This window comes from Pelosinus propionicus DSM 13327 (genome assembly GCF_900114615.1).
GTDB lineage: Bacteria > Bacillota > Negativicutes > DSM-13327 > DSM-13327 > Pelosinus > Pelosinus propionicus.
The window spans coordinates 1-20,616 of the sequence record NZ_FOTS01000017.1; the positions used below are offsets into that span (position 1 = coordinate 1).

Genomic DNA, 20,616 nt, shown 5'->3' on the forward strand with positions numbered 1-20,616 from the left:
TGCCTATTGTTCATAAAACACTGGAACGGCTACACGAAGCATTAAGTGGCAATCTTCATCCTGAGGTAATCCTTCATTCAGATCAGGGCTTTCACTATACACATCCAGACTTTCAACTTTCCTTAAAAGACTTACATATCAAGCAGTCTATGTCCCGAAAGGGAAACTGTTTAGACAATGCATCCATGGAATCTTTCTTTGGTCATATGAAGGATGAAGTCGATATTAAAAGCTGTCAAACTTTTAACGACCTTAAAGAAACCATTTATAATTATATTGAATACTATAACTGTCATCGCTATCAATGGGGATTAAAAAAAATGACCCCGATTCAATATCGGGATCATCTCATTGTGGCTTAATTTAGGCTTTTTTCTATAATGTCCTATTTCTAGGTACCAGTTCAGAATACCAAAAATCATGCTTTTTTATCCAAATGCTTTTCACTGCAATAAAATTTTATAATAATTTATTAATTTTAATACGTCATAATAAATCATCATAGCAACAAGAAGAACTCGGAGCAAAGATCAATAAAAGATCCGCACTTCAAGTTCTTTTAAAAGAAGCCCTTTATTGTTAACATTCATCTGCTATAAGGAAAACACCCAAAGAATTTTCTTTGGGCGCATGCTACTAACCAATTTTCAATTCACATTCTTTATTTCCAGAAATCAACGTAGCAATCATAGAACATAAGTCAATAATATCAAAAGGTTTGGTAATATATGCATAGGCTCCTAACTCCTTGGCGATATTAACCAATTCTAATTCACCATATGCAGTCATCATAATTACTTTATTTGCTTGATTTAATCGTTTGAGCTCACGTAATGTTTCTATTCCGTCCATCCCTGGCATCTTCATGTCCATCAAAATCAAGACAGGTTTGAGATCTTTCACTTTTTGTATGCCTTCATAGCCATTAGCTGCGGTATGAACTGCATACCCTTCTTCGCTTAGAACTTCCATCAGTAATCTTCTAATGCCTGGCTGATCATCAATAACCAATACTGTGTGTTTGATATTAGACATTCTTAGCCTCTCCTTATTTACTTTATATCCGTTTATGTTCTATGTTATATATTTATTCGCACAAATCCAAAAATATCCTCCTATATAATGGGAAAAATTACTTTTTGTCACTTTTTTTTGAATATTTTTTCATTTAAGGAACGAATTTGCGTTATAAACTTGGCGGCAAGTTCATTATGATATATTTTTACAGTATATACAGCTGTTTTATCATCTACTGTAAATAATATATCATTAAAAGGAGTCGGCAGACCCCAAGTACTATAGATAGTCTTTCCATTCTTTAAAATACTGATTCGATAGGCACTATCGCGTAAATACAGCGGATATTTCATACTTACGCTATGAATATGATTTTCATCAACCGGAATATCTCTTCCTAAAATTCGAATATTATACTCAGCCACACCGAAATTATCGGATCGTCTTGCACCATATATCGCCAATAACTGAGGTGTATAATAATCCAAATAATCTGCAACCAATTCACTAGCAGTCCCAAATGTTAATAATCCTTTATTGACATAAGATTCTTTTAAATAGGCTAAATGATCATCTAAAGCCTTAAATTGACCGCCCTCAAGACTTTGCCAATCTCCCTGCCCCATAATAAACATAGCATGTGTGAAACCCACAATAGCGTGTACTCCCGGTTTTATATTGGAGTCGCCCTCAGTAAAATATTTCATGCCCTGATCTGCTTTACCATTCATGACGGCTGCACTTTGACTATCATATGCAATGGGTTCTTTTGGCGTGGGACGAAACTCAACTACACCTGTCTTTTGAAGCTCCTTAGCAGGAATATTTATATCATCATCTGCGGCAAGATAAATTTCTTTTCCGTATTCACCAGAAGTGATGCCGCCTGCATTTCCATCAGCATCACTCGATCCCCATAAACCAACTTTCTTATATGCATTCGTACTCATCGCTTCATCAGTACTGCCATTGCCAAAATCAAAAGAACCAGCCCGAGCGGTTAATAGTTGCCCTTGGGAAGAATTGGAGGACAATTGATCTAAGATTGCCTGATACTGATATAAGATACCAGTTCGGCTGTTGTAATCACTAAAATTTCCTTCATGTTCTATCGAATGAGCCCAGCCATGTTTTAAATGATTGGCCCAGAAGCCGTCATCTGCATCATTATAAGACAGTGTATTGCCAGGCAGATACGGATCATAATCGGAATGCATATGAATTCCATATTCATGCCCCTTTGCTGCTTCTTGAATAACAGAATTTGTGATTGCAGCAATTACTTTAGACCAGTCTTCCAAGGCTGACTGCCCTGCAGCCCATTGAGCTGCTTTAACAGCCGGCCAAGCAATATAATGGGTCCACTTTGCCCCATGCTTTTCGGCTATTTCATTGATTCTTTCCGCTTTAAAAACCATTTGTCCCAAAAATTCTTGTGGATCGAGCCACCCATTAGCATTCCCCCACGCTTTAGCATAACCAGCACCATCAATGGGTTCTAAATCCTCAGTCATTACATAAAATACTTTTCCCGGCCTTGTATCTGCTACTGCAACTTGGATTTTTGAAGATAGCAGCACGTCATTTACACGAAAGCCAATGGACCAAGGTTTATTTAAGTTTACGCTGTCAGGTCTTTGCGCTTGAACTTGCCAGCTCACGTGCTGCTTTTCCCATGGAGCTAATCGCTCAATCGTCTTTGTCATCTGCTCTACTGCAACCAGACCGTAGCCAAAAGGCTCCTGTAGACGCACGGACACATTTTCTAGAAGCTCTTGACTTCTATTTTCCACATCCGCTTCAATTGTAACCATCTCTCCCTGCTTGACTGCATATTGCAGCGTACGAGGAGTCACAGCTACTGCTTTTGCATGATCGTAACCAGTAGTAAGCTGAGAAATAAGAACATGCTGTCCCTCACTTACTTGTACACTGACACGATAGGCTGCTGCCTCGGGGAAAGCAGCTAGCACTTGGGCAAAATAATGATTTTCCTCAATCCAGCCACCTTGATAATTCGTATAATACCGCCTATCCTGCCACTTATCGTGAGCAGTATCAGGCGACAGCTTTCCTGTAAAAATAGAACCTGTTTCTCCAAGAAGATTCCCTTTATTATCAAAGGCAGAAAATACAATCCGCCCTCCACCTTGCGTTGACAAAAATTTTAGTCTTAGATTCGCAAAAATTGCTGCATCAGCTTTCGCTTCCACAAAGTATACTATTTTTCCTTGATTTCCAGCTGCCAACTCCAGCATTGTCCCTTGCCCTTGAGCTGTCATCACTCGGTAAGAGTTTCCTGCACCTTCTTGCTGTAATTGCTGAGAAAGTCCCCACTTCATGCTTTCCTCCGGCCCAGCTATGCTAAGAGCAGCAGTTGGTGCTGGTCTCTGGCTAGCGCATCCTCCAAGCAGGAATGCCAGAACGAGTACTAGAATTGTACTTTTTCCTCTCATTTTATCCTACCCTTTTCTATCTATATATCAAAATTAATCTCTGCATGCCAAATGCCAGGAATGAAGTCTCTCACATTTCATTCCTGACAACTTTATACCAATTTACAACCACATAGGCATTTGCGTCATCGCACTGCCAATAAAAGTAAAAGCAATTGCACCTACCACTAAGATGGCTAATACAGGGGCTATTATGACCAACATCGCTTTTGCCGTGGAAAATTCATACACTTCTTTAATCGCTGTTATTGTCAAGAAAAATGTCCAAGCAAAAATTATCAAAGCAGCGGCCGCCATCATTATACTTTTCAAACTAGCTGGCAATAATGCAGCAATTACCCATAATGGAACGATCAATATTTGTGGAAACTGGGCAAATCCCAGTGTAATAAATAACCCTAATCCTGTGCCTCTGCCACCAAGAAATTCAGCAATCAAATGCCATACAGCAGCTCCCATAAACCACATGAGCATGCTGCTAATAATTTTAAAGCCGATGATGAAGGGAACCATAGCAGACATGCCAACATCCTGCAGACCAAAATACAAGGCCCATAAGGGTATCACAAGGCTAAGAAAAAAGACAATGACTCCTTGTGATATATTTTTCTGCTCGGCAATCATCTTCATTGCTATTTTAGGTTGAAATAGCACATCATACAAAGCATCGAAGACATTCCCCATTTATTTCACCTGCCATTTTTCTGGCGTCGCTTCCAATGGAACACCTAGATTCATCTGATTTGAAGCCTTTTGAAGTAAAAATTGTTCTAACAGCGTACTAATTTTTTCGCTGGGTCCAAATAACATGTTCCAAGGAGATGTTTTGCCAAATTCTTTTATGGTTGGCTTTCCTTCAATACCTGCCAATTGGCTGGCACCGTCAATCGCATCATACATATTCCCCAATTCATCTACCAATCCAAGCTGCTTGGCCTGATTTCCTGTATAAATACGTCCATCGGCCAGTTTTTTCACTTGCTCTTTATCCATTTTGCGTCCTTGTGCTACTACGTCTACAAATTGGTTATAGATATCATCCACCATAACTTGAATAATCTCTCGTTCTTCATCTGTCATTTGCCGCTCAGGAGACAATATATCCTTGTGGGGTCCACTTTTAATTTTCTCTTGATAGATACCAACTTTTTTGTATAATTCCTCCCAATTGGCATAAGGCATGTAGACTCCAATACTCCCTGTCATCGTAGTTGGATTTGCATAAATTTTATCCGTACATGCTGCCAGCCAATATCCTCCTGAAGCCGCAACATCTCCCATCGAAGTTACTACTACTTTACCTTGAGCCCGCAGCTTCTTTAATTCTTCTCCTACTTCTTGAGAAGCTGCCGCACTACCGCCTGGACTATTGATTCGCAAAACCACGGCCTTTACCGATCCATCATCTCTAGCCTGATGAATTTGTTTAATAATTTGATCGGTACCGCCTTGTTCCATCAGCACACTGCTTTGGCCTCGCCCGCCGATAATAACACCATCTACATAGATGATAGCAATCTTATCTGCTTGGCTGACTTTCCCTTTATTCTTAGCACCGAATCCTTGAAAAGCCAACCCAATTAACGAAAGTGCGATCACAACTCCAATCACAATGATTACTGATTTTTTATACATAGACAAACCTCCTTATTATACGAAACCAACAACAAACCTACCTATGCAAAAAGCAACTGCCGGAAATAAGTCCAACAGTTGCTTTTTTACTACTTGCCGTTCAGCGCAGCCTTAATAAATTCTCTGAATAATGGATGGGGGTTGGTCGGACGTGATTTAAGTTCTGGATGAAATTGAGTACCAACAAACCATGGATGATCTTTAACTTCTATAATTTCTATTAATCGACCATTTGGCAAAGTACCACCGATCACAAGACCAGCCTGAGTGAGCTGCTCACGGTAGGCATTATTAAATTCCCAGCGATGACGATGACGTTCATAAATGATCTCATCTTGATAAGCCTGACAGGTTAACGTATCTTCCGACACCTTACATGGATAAACCCCTAAACGCATAGTACCGCCTTTTTCTTCTACGGCTACTTGTTCAGACATGAGATCGATTACCGGATACTTTGTTTCAGGATTAAATTCTGTACTGTGAGCACCTTTCAAATTACATACATGACGGGCAAATTCAACAACAGCACATTGCATACCTAAGCACAAACCAAAAAATGGTACTTTGTTTTCCCGAGCATACTGAATGGCTTTGATCTTGCCTTCCACGCCTCGATCACCAAAACCTCCTGGCACCAAAATACCATCAACATCTGCAAAACACTTTTGAAGATCTACAGATGCATCCTCAATTTCTTCCGCATTTACCCAATGAATTTGAATAGCAGTGTCATTGGCAATACCTGCATGTCTTAACGCTTCTGCCACACTCAAATATGCATCAGGCAAAGCCACGTACTTACCGACAATTGCAATTTTTACTGATTTTGAAGGATTAATGATTTTATGAACCATTTTGCGCCAATCTGCCATATCGGCATCACCAGCATCAATTTTCAATTTTTCTAAGACAATACGATCAAGGCCTTCCTCTTGCATCATCAAAGGCACTTCATATATGCTCGCTGCCGTTTTATTTTGTATTACAGCATCAGAATCAATATCACAGAAAAGAGCTAACTTGTCGCGCATATCAGATGAAATATCATATTCCGTACGGCAAACAATAATGTCAGGAGTAATACCAATACCTCTCAATTCTTTTACGCTATGCTGGGTCGGCTTGGTTTTAAGCTCTCCCGCAGCGGCAATATAAGGAAGCAAGGTTACGTGAAGATATAGGACATCATTGCGCCCTACTTCTTTTTTCACTTGGCGGATCGCTTCTAAAAAGGGAAGACTTTCAATATCCCCGACAGTACCGCCAATTTCAGTAATTACCACATCCGCATTATCTTCTTTGCCCACACGATACACACGCTCTTTTATTTCATTGGTAATATGAGGGATGACCTGTACCGTACTCCCCAAATAATCACCTTTACGTTCTTTATTAATAACAGACAAATATATTTTTCCTGCTGTTACATTGGAGCTTTTACTTAAATTAATATCAATAAAACGCTCATAATGCCCTAAATCCAGATCAGTTTCGGCTCCATCATCGGTAACAAATACTTCACCATGCTGATAAGGACTCATGGTACCTGGATCAATATTTATGTATGGATCAAACTTCTGGATCGTTACCTTTAACCCGCGATTCTTTAACAACCGCCCCAACGAAGCAGCAGTAATACCTTTACCAAGTGAAGAGACAACCCCCCCGGTAACAAATATATATTTTGTCATAGTCCTATTTCCTCCTAAAAATGCCTTTAACAGTATCTGTCATTTAGTACGCTACATTTAGTTCAAGTACGCCAATCATTTTATACTTTACTAAAGGGCAGTGTCAAGTACTTATTCTCGTTCACCAGGCTCTGCCGCAGACGCAACATATTCTTGCTGAATTTCCTCAAAAAGTTTTTCACGGCGGGAAGAAAAAGAACTCGGTACACTATCAGCATCATCGCCAACAGAATGAGCACTCAGCTGTTGCGGCGACCATTCAACAAGACCCCACATGCCTTTTCCCATATGAACGAAACGACTATCCATATTGATTTGTGTATGTACTTCCGACATAGCATGAGCTAAGGAATGAATCCTGCGACCTTTCAGTTCTAATACTTCTGTAATTAACTCTCTAAAATACATAGAGTGCCCTGTTTTTTGCAAAATTTTATAAGCTAATTCTACTTCTGAAACTTGTTTCATCATATCTGTCATATTATTTTATTCCTTCCGCACGCAGCGTTTAATTTCTCTTACTTCTTAAGCACTAGCTTGAAATCATTTTTGCTGGTAATGATTCACCATATTTAGGAAAATTCCTTTTTTTAGGTATGAATTTTTCAGAAAATCCCTACATTTTTTCTGGTACACTAATCCCCAGAATACCTAATGCATGCCTAATGGTTGTTTGCACAGCTTTTGCCAGCGCCATGCGCGCCAATTGCAAATCCTGTTCAACCCCTTTAATGCGGCATTGGTTATAAAAAGTGTGAAACTGCCCTGCCAAATCATGAGCATAGCGGGCAATGCGATGAGGTGCTCGTTCCTTCGCAGCATCTGCGATTTCTTCTTGATATTCACCCAGCTTCTTAATTAAATCCACCTCACATTCGCTGGTAAGCAGACTTAATTTCACAGCATCAAGATCTTCGAGTAAAATCCCATCTTCTGCAGCTTGACGAAAAATACTGGCGATGCGCGCATAAGCATATTGTATATAATACACGGGATTCTCATTAGATTTTGACTTTGCTAAATCAAGATCAAAATCTAATTGACTATCAAGAGACCGCATAATGAAGAAAAATCTCGCAGCATCTGTACCAACTTCTTCTATCAATTCTGACAATGTTACACTTTGCCCTGTACGTTTTGACATTTTTACCAATTGGCCGCTTCTATATAAGCTTACCATTTGTACAATCAAAACTTCTAGTTGTTCAGGGGAATACCCCAAGGAACCAATGGCTGCTTTCACACGGCAAATATACCCATGATGGTCAGCACCCCAAATATTAATTAATTGATCAAATCCTCTTTCCAGCTTATTTCGATGATACGCAATATCGGCAGCTAAATAAGTAGGAATTCCATTGTCACGAATCACTACCCGGTCCTTATCATCTCCATAGGCTGTGGATTTTAACCAAAGAGCTCCTTCTTGTTCATAGATCGATCCATTGTTTTTGAGTACCTGACAGGTCTCCTGCAGCGCACCGCTTTGATGTAATGTACACTCGCTAAACCAAACGTCAAATTGCACATTAAATGCAGCAAGATCCTCTTTTAACGCAGCTAGTTTTTCCTGAAGAGCAATTTCTTTAAAAACTGCCAATCGCTCAGAAACAGGCATAGAAAGGTAACTGTCTCCAGCCTTATCAAGGATACGCTGAGCCGTATCAATAATATCTTGTCCGTGATAGCCATCTTCAGGAAACTCTATCTTTTGGCCAAGAAGTTCTAAGTAACGGGCATGGACTGATGCTGCCAAGTTATCGATTTGATTGCCCGCATCATTGATATAATATTCACTAGCCACGTCATAGCCTGCTGCTTTTAATAGATTTACCAAAGCACTTCCTACGGCAGCACCGCGACCGTGACCTACGTGAAGAGGTCCAGTAGGATTGGCACTAACATATTCCACCTGTACACGCTCTTTTGCGTCCGTTTTGCTATTGCCATAATTTTCACCTTGAGACAATATATCATTTAACATGGTATATAACCAGTCAGATTTTAAATAAAAATTAATAAATCCCGGTCCTGCAATCACAGCTTTTTCCAACCATGTTTCTTGCATCCGAGCAACAATTGCTTCAGCAATCACTCTAGGATTGGTTTTCGCAGCTCTGGCAGCCTGCATCGAAAAGTTCGTAGCAAAATCTCCAAACTCTTTTTTAGGTGGTACTTCTAAGATCACCTGCGGCAACTCATGAATGGCAAATACACCCTCAGCAACGGCTGCCTGAGCTGCTTGATAAATTGCTTTATGTAATAACTCTTTAATATCCACTTATACTTTCCTCCTGTATACTGATCGACAAGGTATTGGCACTTTGCCATTGTCCGTTTATTTCTAATTCATACTCAATCGCAACGGTTCCAGTTGCACTGGTTAAATCTATCCTTAAGCTGTTTGTCTGAATGTTCATTTGCATAGTACCATAAGGTGTATGGTACGCGCTACAGCTTTTTTGGCCTAAAAGAAATTCTTGTTTATGATCTACGCTGCCCGTCCGGACCAATGCCACATGCCTATCATGCACTTTCAACATTGTAGTAACGCCATCAAGACCAGAAATTTCACTATCCTTATATACGATATATCGAATGTTATTTTTTTCATAATAACGACCTTTGGTAGTGCATTCAATATAGGATTCTTCACCTTTTTCATCTTTTTGAGTACCGACGATTGTAATTACAATATCTATCATATTATCTCCTCTATCAACCTGAAATATATTATAGCGTACTCAGCAAATATTGCAAGAAAAGGAAGAAAAATTTGTACATAAAAAAACATAACGCCTCATGCCTGTGCATAGCAGACAAGCGGCGCATAACAGATCATTCATTATTTATAATATATGAAAAATTTCCAAAAATATATATTTATTTCATTTATTTTTGATCTCAATCCTCAGTTACTGATTCTTATTATTAAATGCTGCTACCAAATCAGCGGATGAGGTCTGAACATCTTGAATCACTTTAATTATATCTTGCATCGTCCCGGCTTGTTTATTGGATATTAGCGCGGACTGATTGATGCCATCGATTACTTTTTGTATCGATTCTTGAATTTCTTGTAATATCTTATTAATATTTTCTGTAGCATCTGCACTATTTTGTGCTAAATTCTGCATTTCTTGTGCAACTACTGCAAAACCTCTGCCATAATTTCCAGCTCTTGCCGCCTCAATGGAAGCATTCAGGCTCAACAACTTAGTTTGAGTAGCAATTTTACGACTCATGTCAAGAATTTTACCTGTATCTTTAACGCGTCTTACAGAATCATGCGATACATTCACGACACTTTCCGTATTGGCAGCCAATTCTTGGGAAGAAGCAGAAATTCCCTCTATTGCAGCAACTGCCTGACTTACATTTTGCGAAACTGCATGGGCTACCTCTTGAACGATTTCAATTTGTTTAGCCTGTTTTAATCGTGTACTTAATAAGGCTACTACGACCTTAGCAATGGGGCGAACATAATCTAATTGACCTGCAATAGCAAAAGTACCTACTCTTTGCCCATCTACTTCAATTGGATAATTCTGTCCTTCTTTTAGGGTTGGGTTCTTTGCCACATCAGCTGTTGTTACTACATATTCATCTAAGTGGCCACTCAAAATATTTTGTGAACCAAGATGTTTGGTGTTTAGACGCTTACCGCCATCTGAATCTCCTACAATCACAGCGTCTTGGTTACAGACAATAATATGATAACCAGTATTTTGATAGATAAATCGCGCCAACGAGCCTGCCATTTCTGTAGTAATTGCATACTCTGCCATATTCGCCATCTCCCTTTTGCTGTCGGACTCCATTTGCTCTCAACCTTTTAGTATCCGATTCTTATGCTATATATAAGTTCAATAGCAATACAGTAAATCCTGCAAGAATATAACAATAACACCAATACTTTTATTCCATAATCCAACCTTTTATTAATTTTTCTTCTCTTGGCGTATTCAGTAATATCTTTTAAAAAAAACCGTAGCGCCGCAGTCTTATCTTTATACAAAGAGAAAACCACGGCGCCTATATGGATGAGGCGTCAAATGACTGCCTCTCCACTACTAGTATATGCAAAATCATCTTAAAAAATTACTTCGTGCTCTTACTGCCAGAGCTTTGTTACCTCAGTACCTACATAATAGGTTTTCACAATATCCTCTGCTTTCTTTCCTTCCTGAGCAAAGGTATAAGCCCCCCACTGGCATAATCCTACACCATTGCCCCAACCCATTCCTTTAAAAGTAAAGTTTTCTCCATCATAATTCATCTCTGTAATTAATGTAGACTTTAGACGATCATAACCAACTTTTTTTCGAAAATCAGAACCATATATTTTTTTATCTCCTGCACCAATATATAGAATCCGACCTGAAGGACCTTTTTCCAAGATCCGAATATCTTTCGGGTTACCAGAATAACCAACAGCGGCAGCAACCTCTGCCCCTGGTATTTTAACCGCCCAGGACTGCTCTTTCTCTGGTGCATATTGAAAACATCGGTCTGTTATTGGTTGAAAATATGGTGTTGAAGTAGGTATCTCTTCTGGAAAGCTCTCTTCCTTTGTTGCGGCAATTTGCCCGTTGCAAGAGCTGTAGATCGCATTAATCAACCCTCCCGCATATGTCAGTACTTCTCCTCTGGTACGGCGCACCGCTTCTCTAACATTGTCATTTACCAACTCCGGTGCATAAGCTTGCAGCTCTTCTTTAGCCGTACTTACGTCAGCATGATGCAGCCTCATAATTGTACCGGCTTCCATCGCATGAAGAGTTAACGTGCGTGAAGTAATCGCTTGAGCTGCCAAAGCCTCAAGCGGCCAATCGTTATGCATTTCTCTTGCGACAACACCTTCTAAATACTTTTCTAACAACATTCTATCGATATAGCCTTTATCTGCAATCCATACTGTAATCGTAGGTTCATTTTTGTATTTATTGGTATCCAATGTTTCTACTCCAGGAATAGGCTGAACCGATTCTGGCTCCGGTACTTCTGAACTAGGTGACTCCACGACCTCAGGATCTGGTTTGGGAGCAGGCGACTGCAAAAAAGAACAAGCTCCTGCCACTGTCAGAATTCCAATTAAAAGCGTCAAAATTATATATTTATATTTTTTAGCCATTACTCCACCTCAATCATAGTATGGAGTAATAGTTGCCACACTATACTTAAAATACAACAAACAGCAGATGCAAAAAACGAGCCTCCATAAAATGGAGACTCGTAGTCTTATTTGGCAACATAAGGGACAACAAGTGGTCCTAATGGCAGTACAGCAACACGTGCATCAGAGCCATACTTTTCGATTAACTTTGCTAATGTTTGTTCTATGTTTTCAACAGATTGCAGCATGCAGTCTGCCACTGTTTCTTTATCTAAAGTCGAATATAAATAACAATCCGCTTTTACCTGGATCATTGCCAACGCCTGGGCTTCCCACTGATCAAACATAGAGAAGGATGGTTCATTAATCATATCCAACAGCGCTTGAGGAGTATTGCGCATTTTTAAAATTGGACCAAAATTTCCATGGCTTGGCAGTCCATCTGAACATTCTGCAACGCTGATAATACTGCCCCCCTCTTTTACTATTTGCGCACCAGCACTCATACCTTTAACTGTTTGGTACAGATTCTGATCTAACGGATAGCCTGCATTAGTTGTAATGACGATATCAAAAGGATGATCTACTGCCACCATCGCATGATGTTTTACAAATTCGCAGCCTACTCGATGAGCTTGAATTACATCTCCTGCAAAAACATTCGTTATTTCTTTATCTCCATTTAATGTCACATTTAACATAAACTGCGGCTTAGCCATTAAACAATTTTGAGTAGCTGCATCTTGGACACCATTGCCTTCAATTACGCCCCAAGTACTTTTAGGATTACCGATCATCTCAGCATTATGAAAGTCCTGAATCGTTTTTATGCCGACAATTCCTGGATTTATACCTTTTGGTCCACCAGAAAATCCAGCAAAAAAGTGTGGCTCGATAAATCCTGTAACAATTTTAAAATCAGCTTCTACATAGGTTTTATTTAAATACACTTCAGATCCATAACTATTTCGACCAACGTGTACTAATTCATTATCATCAAAGGCTTCATGATTGATAACTCGAATGGTATCAACTACTTCCTGACCTAACATGCTAATTAATTCTTCTCTCGTATTGTGACGATGACTCCCTAACCCATTAATCACCACAAAATTTTCTTTAGGAACATGAGACAGCTCTTCAATGATCCATGGAACTAATTTGTGGTTAGGAGTTGGTCTAGTTATATCAGAAATTACAATAGCAACCGTATCTGATGCTTTTACCATTTCCTTTAAAGGAGGAGTGCCAGTAGGATGGCGCAGAGCCTGAACAACAGCCCCCTTCTCATCTGCCAAGCTTTCTATATGCGGCGGTTCTACTATTACTGCGTTATCAGGAACTTCAATACTAATATTTCCTTTGCCATATGCTAATTGTACTTTTTTCATAGAATCATCTCCTTATTTCTCTTTGCTACCTACTTGTACAAATAGTTGCAATCTTCCTGCTTTTTTAATTATAAATTTTTATACTACTTTTAATTCCTTTTTACTATAATACCCTGAAAAAGAACCTAGTAGTCCGCCAAAACTAAAGCTATGGGATGAATTGCGCGAGATTTTTCGTCCAGCAAGACGGAGGCAAAAAGTCCCTGCCACTTACAATCTCTTTGACTGTAAGCAGCAGGGACTTTTGATATAGTAAGTACGGCTACGATTTAGATGGGCCTCACTGTCGACCTAAATCATAGTCGTACTTACTATAGTTTTAATCCTACGTTATATTTTTCTATCATCTTTATCGGCTGGTAAGATTCTTTTGCTTTTCGTAAACCTTCAATTCCCATATCTTCCTCCCGATTAATGTAGATTGCCTCTGAGAACGTATGGGAACAGAATTCCTGATTGATAATACTATATACACCATTGATTCCCATGCGGCCTTTTTCCACGTGAATCACTGCGGTATTGTCATTACCCATTTCTCCATAACTAAAAGCTACCATTTTACCATCAATAAAAATGGCTCCTCCTTGAAAGCCAAGAACCGTAAAGTTGTTCATCGCTTCTACAATTGCATTTCTTTCACAGTCCAGATCATCACCTTTTACACAGCCTCGTTCATCACACCACTCCTGCATAAACTCAATACAGTCTTTCGTCATTTCTTCCGTCATAGGTATATACTCATAATCACTGTATTTTTTTCTAAAACTATTTACATGATTTTTCTTAGTATGAAATTTACGCCCTTTTAGTTCAATTAAGTCTTTGGCTAAATACACATAATCAAAATTATCACGTACAGCTTTAGATGTAAAGTAACCTGGCTTTGCCTCCTCCAGCCACTCTATCATAAAAGCTTCTACTCCTTGCAGCGAAAAAGTAAAATTATTCTCTTTCGCATGCTCTATCATTTTGTCCAATACCTCTGGTAGGCCTTCCTTTGGACCAAAAGGTGGTAAAAAGAATGTTACCCCTTCCCAGCAAGCTTTCACACATAGATAATTACCTTCAACCGTCCACTGTATCTTATAGGCTTTACGCCACATAAATAAATTAGTGAAATTATAGTGGGCATTTTCATATCGCCGCTCACGAAAGAATCGATCAAATAGCGGCTTATCTTCTAGGGTAAGCTGTTGAAACTTAATATTAAACCCTCCTCAAACACAACTTTATTCTTCATTATACATGATTAGAAGAAAAAATATAATGGTATTGGTATAAAAAGCATCTGCTATTTCGACAGGAATCCTCCTGTTTAAAGACGAACTAAGCATTAAGGATAAAAAGTATCGGCTCCTCTGCAATCTACGAAAGAAGTCGGAACTATAACAAAAATAATTTTCAGGAGATAATTACATGTTAACTGCCGCCCTAAATATATTAAAACAGCACTATGGTTATACCACCTTTCGCCCTGGTCAGCAGAAAATCATCACCAGCCTATTAAATAATAAGGATACCTTAGCCATTATGCCTACTGGTGCTGGAAAATCCTTGTGTTTCCAAATTCCTGCCCTCTTACTGCCAGGTGTTACCTTAGTTGTCTCACCCTTGATTTCCTTAATGAAAGACCAAGTTGACGCATTAAACGGCGTGGGAATTCCTGCCACCTTTATTAATAGTTCCCTCACCCTCTCCCAGGTCAATGAACGTATTTATAATGCAAAATGCGGTCGCTACAAAATCATCTACATCGCTCCAGAACGTTTAGAATCAGAAAGCTTTCAAGCTGCTATCAAGGTCCTTACCATCTCTTTATTAGCTATTGATGAAGCCCACTGTGTTTCACAATGGGGGCATGATTTTCGCCCAAGCTATCGGGCTGTGGGGACTTTTATCACTTCACTGCCCAACCGTCCCATTATTGGTGCCTTTACAGCCACAGCCACAACGGATGTAACCCAAGACATTATTACTTTATTAACCCTAAGAAAGCCAGATATTTACATGACTGGTTTTGATCGTGAAAACCTCTCCTTTACTGTTATTCGTGGCGAAAACAAACAAGACTTTACCCTTAAATATATTACCACCAACAAAGAACAGTCCGGGATTATTTATGCAGCAACTCGTAAAGAAGTAGATAATCTTTATAGCTTATTATATAAAAAAGGCTACTCTGTAGGCAAGTATCATGCTGGGCTCCCCGATAAAGAACGCCAGCACTATCAAGAACAATTCATCTATGACAATATCAGCATTATGGTTGCTACCAATGCCTTTGGCATGGGGATTGATAAGTCCAATGTACGCTATGTGATTCATTACAATATGCCCAAAAATATGGAAGCCTATTACCAAGAAGCGGGCCGTGCTGGACGAGACGGAGAACCAAGCGAATGTATCTTGCTGTTTGGTGCTCAAGATCCACTGTTGCAACGATATCTGATCGAACAAACAACCTTTGATACCGATCGAAAGACCAATGAGATTAGCAAGCTGCAAACCATGGTCGATTATTGCCACACCCCAGAGTGCCTGCGAAAATTTATCTTAAGTTATTTTGGTGAGACAAGTGATCTGACCGAATGCGACAATTGCAGCAATTGTAAGGATGATAATGAACTTACTGATATTACATTGGATGCCCAAAAGATCTTCTCCTGCGTCATGCGGGTTAAAGAACGTTATGGCACGACCTTAATTGCCAGCGTATTAAAAGGGTCTAAGGATAAAAAAGTCCTACAGCTGGGTTTTGATAGCTTATCCACTTATGGCTTACTAAAAAACTATACCTTACCAGAAATACGAGATGCCATTAATCGGTTAATTGCTACCGACTATCTAATGTTAACAGACAGTGAATATCCGGTAGTGAAACTGGCACCTAAAGGAGTCGCAGTATTAAAAAATCAAACAAAAGTATGGCAGAAAGTACCAAAACGTACACAGAAAATTACAGTAGACAATTCTCTCTTTAGTTTACTGCGCAGCTTACGTAAAACCATTGCTGACAGAGAACAAATCCCGCCCTATCTTGTATTTGCCGACAGCACCTTAAAGGAAATGAGCGAGTTTTGCCCAACTACCTACGATGCTCTATTGACCATAAAAGGGGTAGGAGAAAGCAAGCGAAAACGTTATGGTGACGAGTTCCTCGAAGTCTTACAACAATATGCATTAGCAAATCAGATTCAATCCTCTAACCCTTCCAAGGAAAATAAAGAAGTATCTGTAAAAGTCCAAGAAAGTCCCAGTCATGTTGTCAGTCTTGAACTATACCAAAAAGGACATTCTCTGGAAGAAATCAGCCAAATGCGTAAACTAAAATCCCTTACAATACAAGATCACTTGGTACGCTGCTACCAAGAGGGACATCCTGTAAACTGGGATGCTCTGATCCCGCCTCAATATGAAAAATTAATTCTAAGTAAGATAGCTGAAATAGGTGCTGAAAAACTAAAACCTCTCAAAGACGCCCTGCCAACCGACATCGACTACTCTGCCATTAAGGCAGTCTTATGCAAATATAATGTAGGACAATAAAGAAGGCTGACGCTTCGTTTTTAAACCTATAAAACGATCGAACCACAAAGAACACAAAGGTGTAGAATGCATACATCTTTGTGTTCTTTGCAATTTATTAACATTTTATGTTTTATTTATGATTCTCAATCTCTTCAGCTAGCTCATTTAGATATGTCCAGCGCTCAAACAAGTCTTCCAATTTTTTTTCAAGCTGCTGCTGCAGCTCTGTCAGCTCTTGCAGCAAAGTGAAATTACTGCCTGAAGTATTGATGCGCTTATTTACAATTTGAATTTCATTTTCTACGCTAGCAATTACAGCATCAATTTCTTCATACTCTTTTTGCTCTTTAAACGTAAACTTCCGAGAACGTTCTTTTGGTCTTTCACTTTGCGGCTGCTCACTGCTCGTATCTTTTCCCTGATTCTGACTCTGCTTTTCCGCTTCATTTTCTAATGCCAAGGCACTTTGGTAATCTGAATACCCCCCTACATATTGCCGAATGTTCCCATCCTTTTCAAATGCAAAGACTTTTTCTACCACTCGATCCAAGAAATATCGATCATGAGAAACGGCAATGACTGCTCCCGGAAAGTCATCCAAATAATCTTCTAATATGGTCAGAGTCTGAATATCCAAATCATTGGTAGGTTCATCCAATAACAGCACATTCGGCGATCCCATTAAAATACGGAGCAGGTACAAGCGGCGCTTCTCTCCCCCAGACAATTTACGAATCGGTGTCCACTGCATCTCAGGAGAAAAGAGAAACCGTTCCAACATCTGAGAAGCAGTAATTACTCCCCCATCAGCAGAAGGTATAAAATTGGCCTCTTCTTTTATATACTCAATTACCCGTAAATCTTCATTCATATCTGTATTTTCTTGAGAGAAATAACCGATTTTAACGGTCTGCCCGATTTCAATCACACCACTATCGGGATTTAACTTTTGGGTTATCAAGTTCAATAAGGTTGATTTTCCGCTGCCATTGGGCCCTACAATTCCCATTCTGTCGTTTCGAAGCACAATATAACTAAAGTTTTGGATAACAATCCGTTCTCCAAAAGATTTACATACATTTGTTATTTCAATAATCTTCCGTCCTAAACGACTGGCGCCTGCTGTAATTTCCACTCGATCCTGGCTTAAATCAACCTTCTCATCTGATAGCTTCTCAAATCGTTCAATCCGAGCCTTTTGCTTGGTGGTACGAGCTCTGGCTCCTCTTCTCATCCATGCCAGTTCATTACGCAATAAATTCAGGCGTTTATTTTCACTTGCTTCCTGATCTGCTTCCCGCTGCATTTTCAGCTCCAAGAACAAACTATAATTTCCCGAGTAACTATATAGATTTCCTTTATCTAGCTCAATAATACGATTCACTACACGATCTAAAAAATAACGATCATGAGTAATCATCAGTAATGCGCCTTTGCGTTTATGTAAGTACTCCTCTAACCATGCAACTGTATCATTATCAATATGATTGGTAGGCTCATCTAAAATCAAGAGATCAGCAGGATGAATCAGAGCACTCGCCAAGGCAATCCGCTTACGCTGCCCGCCAGATAAAGTACCTACCTTTGCTGAAAAGTCGGTTATACCTAATTGCGTTAAAATGATTTTGGCTTCACTTTCAAGCTGCCAGCCATTCATGCCATCCATTTGCTGGCTGAGTGCAATGAACTGTTTTTGCAAATCTTCATCTCCCGGATTTTCTCCGGCAGCCAGCAGCACCTGTTCGAATTCCCGCAGCAATTTCATAATCGGCGAATATCCCTGAAACACCTGATCCAGAACCGTATCAGACGGTTTAAAAGGAGGATTTTGAGCTAGATATTGTACTTCTATGGTGTTCCCAATCATCACCTTTCCATCATCCGCTTCTTCCAATCCAGCGATGACTTTTAAGAAAGTGGATTTTCCTGTCCCATTCACACCAATCAAGCCAATTTTATCATTTTCATCAACACCAAAAGAAATATCACTAAATAAATTCTTCATGCCATAACTTTTGGATAACTTTTCAATCGAAACTATATTCATACTGATACCTCTCACCAACAAAATCTTACTATCTCTATTATACCTAATGGTGGCAAGTATGCAAAATCAAATGGTGAGTTTGCTACAGTACTCTCTGCAATAATACGCCTACATTCTCATATTCATTACGTTAGTCAATCCTCATATCTTAATCCCCATGATCTCATCTCGAAAGATACGTTCATCCATCATTTTAAGATTAGGCGAAAGAATTGGTTTGAAATCCATCAACGACAAAATATCTTTATCAATATCTACCCCTGGTGCAATTTCCGTCAGCATTACGCCTTGTGCTGTCAGCTCAAACACTGCACGCTCAGTAACGTACATGACAGATTGTTGTGTTTTTTGAGCATATACACCACTAAATGTAATTTGCTCAACACAGCTAAGGAATTTCTTAGCCCTACCTTCATTAATAATTTGCAATTTTCCATCGGCAACTTTAACCTTCAGCCCACCAGCGGTGAAAGAACCACAAAATACAACACGTTTTGTATTTTGGGTGATATTAATAAAACCACCACAACCCGCTACCCGGCCTTTAAATTTACTGACATTAATATTTCCGTATTGATCGGTCTCTGCTAACCCAAGAAATGCTAAATCCAGACCGCCGCCGTCATAAAAGTCAAATTGATATGGCTGATCTAAAATAGCCTCTGCATTCATGGAAGCACCAAATCCCAAGCCGCCTGCAGGCAGGCCACCGACAGGACCAGACTCTACAGTAAGCGTCATAGTATCACCAATACCTTCTTCATTTGCTACCATAGCAATGCCTTCAGGAACACCGATTCCCAGATTTACCGCAGCATTAGGAATCAGTTCCATAGCTCCTCGACGGGCAATTACTTTACGCTCATCAAGAGCCATAGGACTTGTTGCCGAAAGCGATGCACGCCTCTCCCCGGAATATGCAGGATTGTAATTGCATGGTTCCGAATAGATTTGCACGTGATCGTCTGGACTTTCAGCAACGACAATGTAATCAACATTGATACCAGGAACTTTTACATTCATGGGATGCATGCTGCCATTTTCAACAATACGTTCCACTTGTACAATCACAATACCACCTGAATTTTTAACAGCTTGAGCAATCGATATAAGCTCTAACGATACTGCCTCACGTTCAATCGTAATATTCCCTCTCTTATCTGAACTGGTACCACGGAGCAATGCTACATCAACGGAGAAAGGCTTATACCAAAGCCACTCTTCTCCCCCTAATTCAATTACTTCGACCAAATCTTCCTTCGTGACAGTATTGATTTTACCGCCTTCCACCCGGGGATCTACAAAAGTATTTAAGCCTACCTTTGCAATAACACCTGGTTTTCGTCCAGCAACATTACGAAACCAATGGGTAAGAGTGCCTTGGGGGAAATTATAGGCTTCAATTTTATTCTCTACGGCAAGCTTACCGAGTTTTGGTGCCAAATTCCAGTGTCCGCCAATTACCCGTTTTACTAGCCCTTCATAACCAAAGTGATTTGCGCCTCGATCTTTTCCATCCCCCTGCCCGGCACAGTACATTAGCGTAAGATCAATTGGAAGTTTTTCTTTTAAAAATCTTTCTTCAATTGCTCCAGTCAATGCATCTGGATTACCGCAGCCTACAAAGCCGCTTGTTACGATAGTAGCACCGCTTGCAACCAATTTGGCAGCTTCTTGAGCACTAATAAATTTAGCCATATCCTTCACCTCATAACGTGTCTTTCGGCACAAA

The 20,616-nt window shown here is 39.7% G+C and carries 16 protein-coding genes; 2 read left to right on the forward strand and 14 right to left on the reverse strand.

Going from position 1 to position 20,616, the window contains the following annotated elements; translation table 11 throughout:
* The coding region (locus tag BMZ99_RS10765) for an IS3 family transposase (RefSeq protein ID WP_139214760.1) at positions 1-362 on the forward strand (362 nt) is incomplete at its 5' end.
* A gap of 274 nt (positions 363-636) precedes the next feature.
* Here BMZ99_RS10765 and BMZ99_RS10770 read toward each other — a convergent pair.
* From BMZ99_RS10770 to BMZ99_RS10825, 12 genes are all read right to left on the reverse strand, one after another.
* Entirely contained in the window at positions 637-1,035 is a 399-nt protein-coding gene (locus tag BMZ99_RS10770) for a response regulator (RefSeq protein WP_090936588.1), read from the reverse strand.
* A 107-nt stretch (positions 1,036-1,142) separates the two neighbouring features.
* Entirely contained in the window at positions 1,143-3,473 is a 2,331-nt protein-coding gene (locus BMZ99_RS10775; protein ID WP_090936590.1) for a hypothetical protein, read from the reverse strand.
* Between the two features lie 102 nt (positions 3,474-3,575).
* Positions 3,576-4,157, reverse strand: a complete 582-nt coding sequence (locus BMZ99_RS10780) for a Yip1 family protein (RefSeq protein WP_090936592.1) — start codon at positions 4,155-4,157, stop codon at positions 3,576-3,578.
* Positions 4,158-5,108 (reverse strand): signal peptide peptidase SppA, encoded by a 951-nt coding sequence (gene sppA / locus BMZ99_RS10785; protein WP_090936594.1) that lies wholly within the window; start codon positions 5,106-5,108, stop codon positions 4,158-4,160.
* Between the two features lie 89 nt (positions 5,109-5,197).
* A complete protein-coding gene (locus BMZ99_RS10790) occupies positions 5,198-6,802 on the reverse strand; it encodes a CTP synthase (RefSeq protein WP_090936596.1) in 1,605 nt (534 codons plus the stop codon).
* A 111-nt stretch (positions 6,803-6,913) separates the two neighbouring features.
* A complete protein-coding gene (gene rpoE / locus BMZ99_RS10795; RefSeq protein ID WP_245754918.1) occupies positions 6,914-7,273 on the reverse strand; it encodes a DNA-directed RNA polymerase subunit delta in 360 nt (119 codons plus the stop codon).
* 145 nt (positions 7,274-7,418) lie between these two features.
* The gene (gene argS / locus BMZ99_RS10800; RefSeq protein WP_090936599.1) at positions 7,419-9,083 is read right to left on the reverse strand and encodes an arginine--tRNA ligase; all 1,665 of its coding nucleotides are present in this window, start codon (positions 9,081-9,083) and stop codon (positions 7,419-7,421) included.
* Positions 9,073-9,507, reverse strand: a complete 435-nt coding sequence (locus BMZ99_RS10805) for a DUF1934 domain-containing protein (protein ID WP_090936600.1) — start codon at positions 9,505-9,507, stop codon at positions 9,073-9,075. The genes argS and BMZ99_RS10805 overlap by 11 nt, the downstream gene beginning before the upstream one ends.
* Before the next feature lie 210 nt (positions 9,508-9,717).
* Positions 9,718-10,590 (reverse strand): methyl-accepting chemotaxis protein, encoded by an 873-nt coding sequence (locus tag BMZ99_RS27360; RefSeq protein WP_090936602.1) that lies wholly within the window; start codon positions 10,588-10,590, stop codon positions 9,718-9,720.
* A gap of 326 nt (positions 10,591-10,916) precedes the next feature.
* Positions 10,917-11,936 carry a SpoIID/LytB domain-containing protein gene (locus BMZ99_RS10815; protein ID WP_090936604.1) on the reverse strand — a complete coding sequence of 340 codons (1,020 nt, stop codon included), beginning with the start codon at positions 11,934-11,936 and terminating at the stop codon, positions 10,917-10,919.
* Between the two features lie 107 nt (positions 11,937-12,043).
* A complete protein-coding gene (gene larA / locus BMZ99_RS10820; RefSeq protein ID WP_090936606.1) occupies positions 12,044-13,309 on the reverse strand; it encodes a nickel-dependent lactate racemase in 1,266 nt (421 codons plus the stop codon).
* Between the two features lie 311 nt (positions 13,310-13,620).
* A complete protein-coding gene (locus BMZ99_RS10825) occupies positions 13,621-14,514 on the reverse strand; it encodes a DUF2156 domain-containing protein (RefSeq protein WP_090936618.1) in 894 nt (297 codons plus the stop codon).
* 211 nt (positions 14,515-14,725) lie between these two features.
* Between BMZ99_RS10825 and recQ the strand changes: the two genes are divergently transcribed.
* Complete coding sequence (gene recQ / locus BMZ99_RS10830) at positions 14,726-16,855, forward strand: DNA helicase RecQ (RefSeq protein ID WP_090936620.1); 2,130 nt, start codon at positions 14,726-14,728, stop codon at positions 16,853-16,855.
* Between the two features lie 112 nt (positions 16,856-16,967).
* On the opposite strand, the gene BMZ99_RS10835 is transcribed toward recQ, so the two are convergent.
* The gene (locus BMZ99_RS10835) at positions 16,968-18,884 is read right to left on the reverse strand and encodes an ABC-F family ATP-binding cassette domain-containing protein (protein WP_090936623.1); all 1,917 of its coding nucleotides are present in this window, start codon (positions 18,882-18,884) and stop codon (positions 16,968-16,970) included.
* 141 nt (positions 18,885-19,025) lie between these two features.
* Complete coding sequence (locus tag BMZ99_RS10840; protein ID WP_090936626.1) at positions 19,026-20,582, reverse strand: acyl CoA:acetate/3-ketoacid CoA transferase; 1,557 nt, start codon at positions 20,580-20,582, stop codon at positions 19,026-19,028.
* Positions 20,583-20,616: the final 34 nt, after the last annotated feature.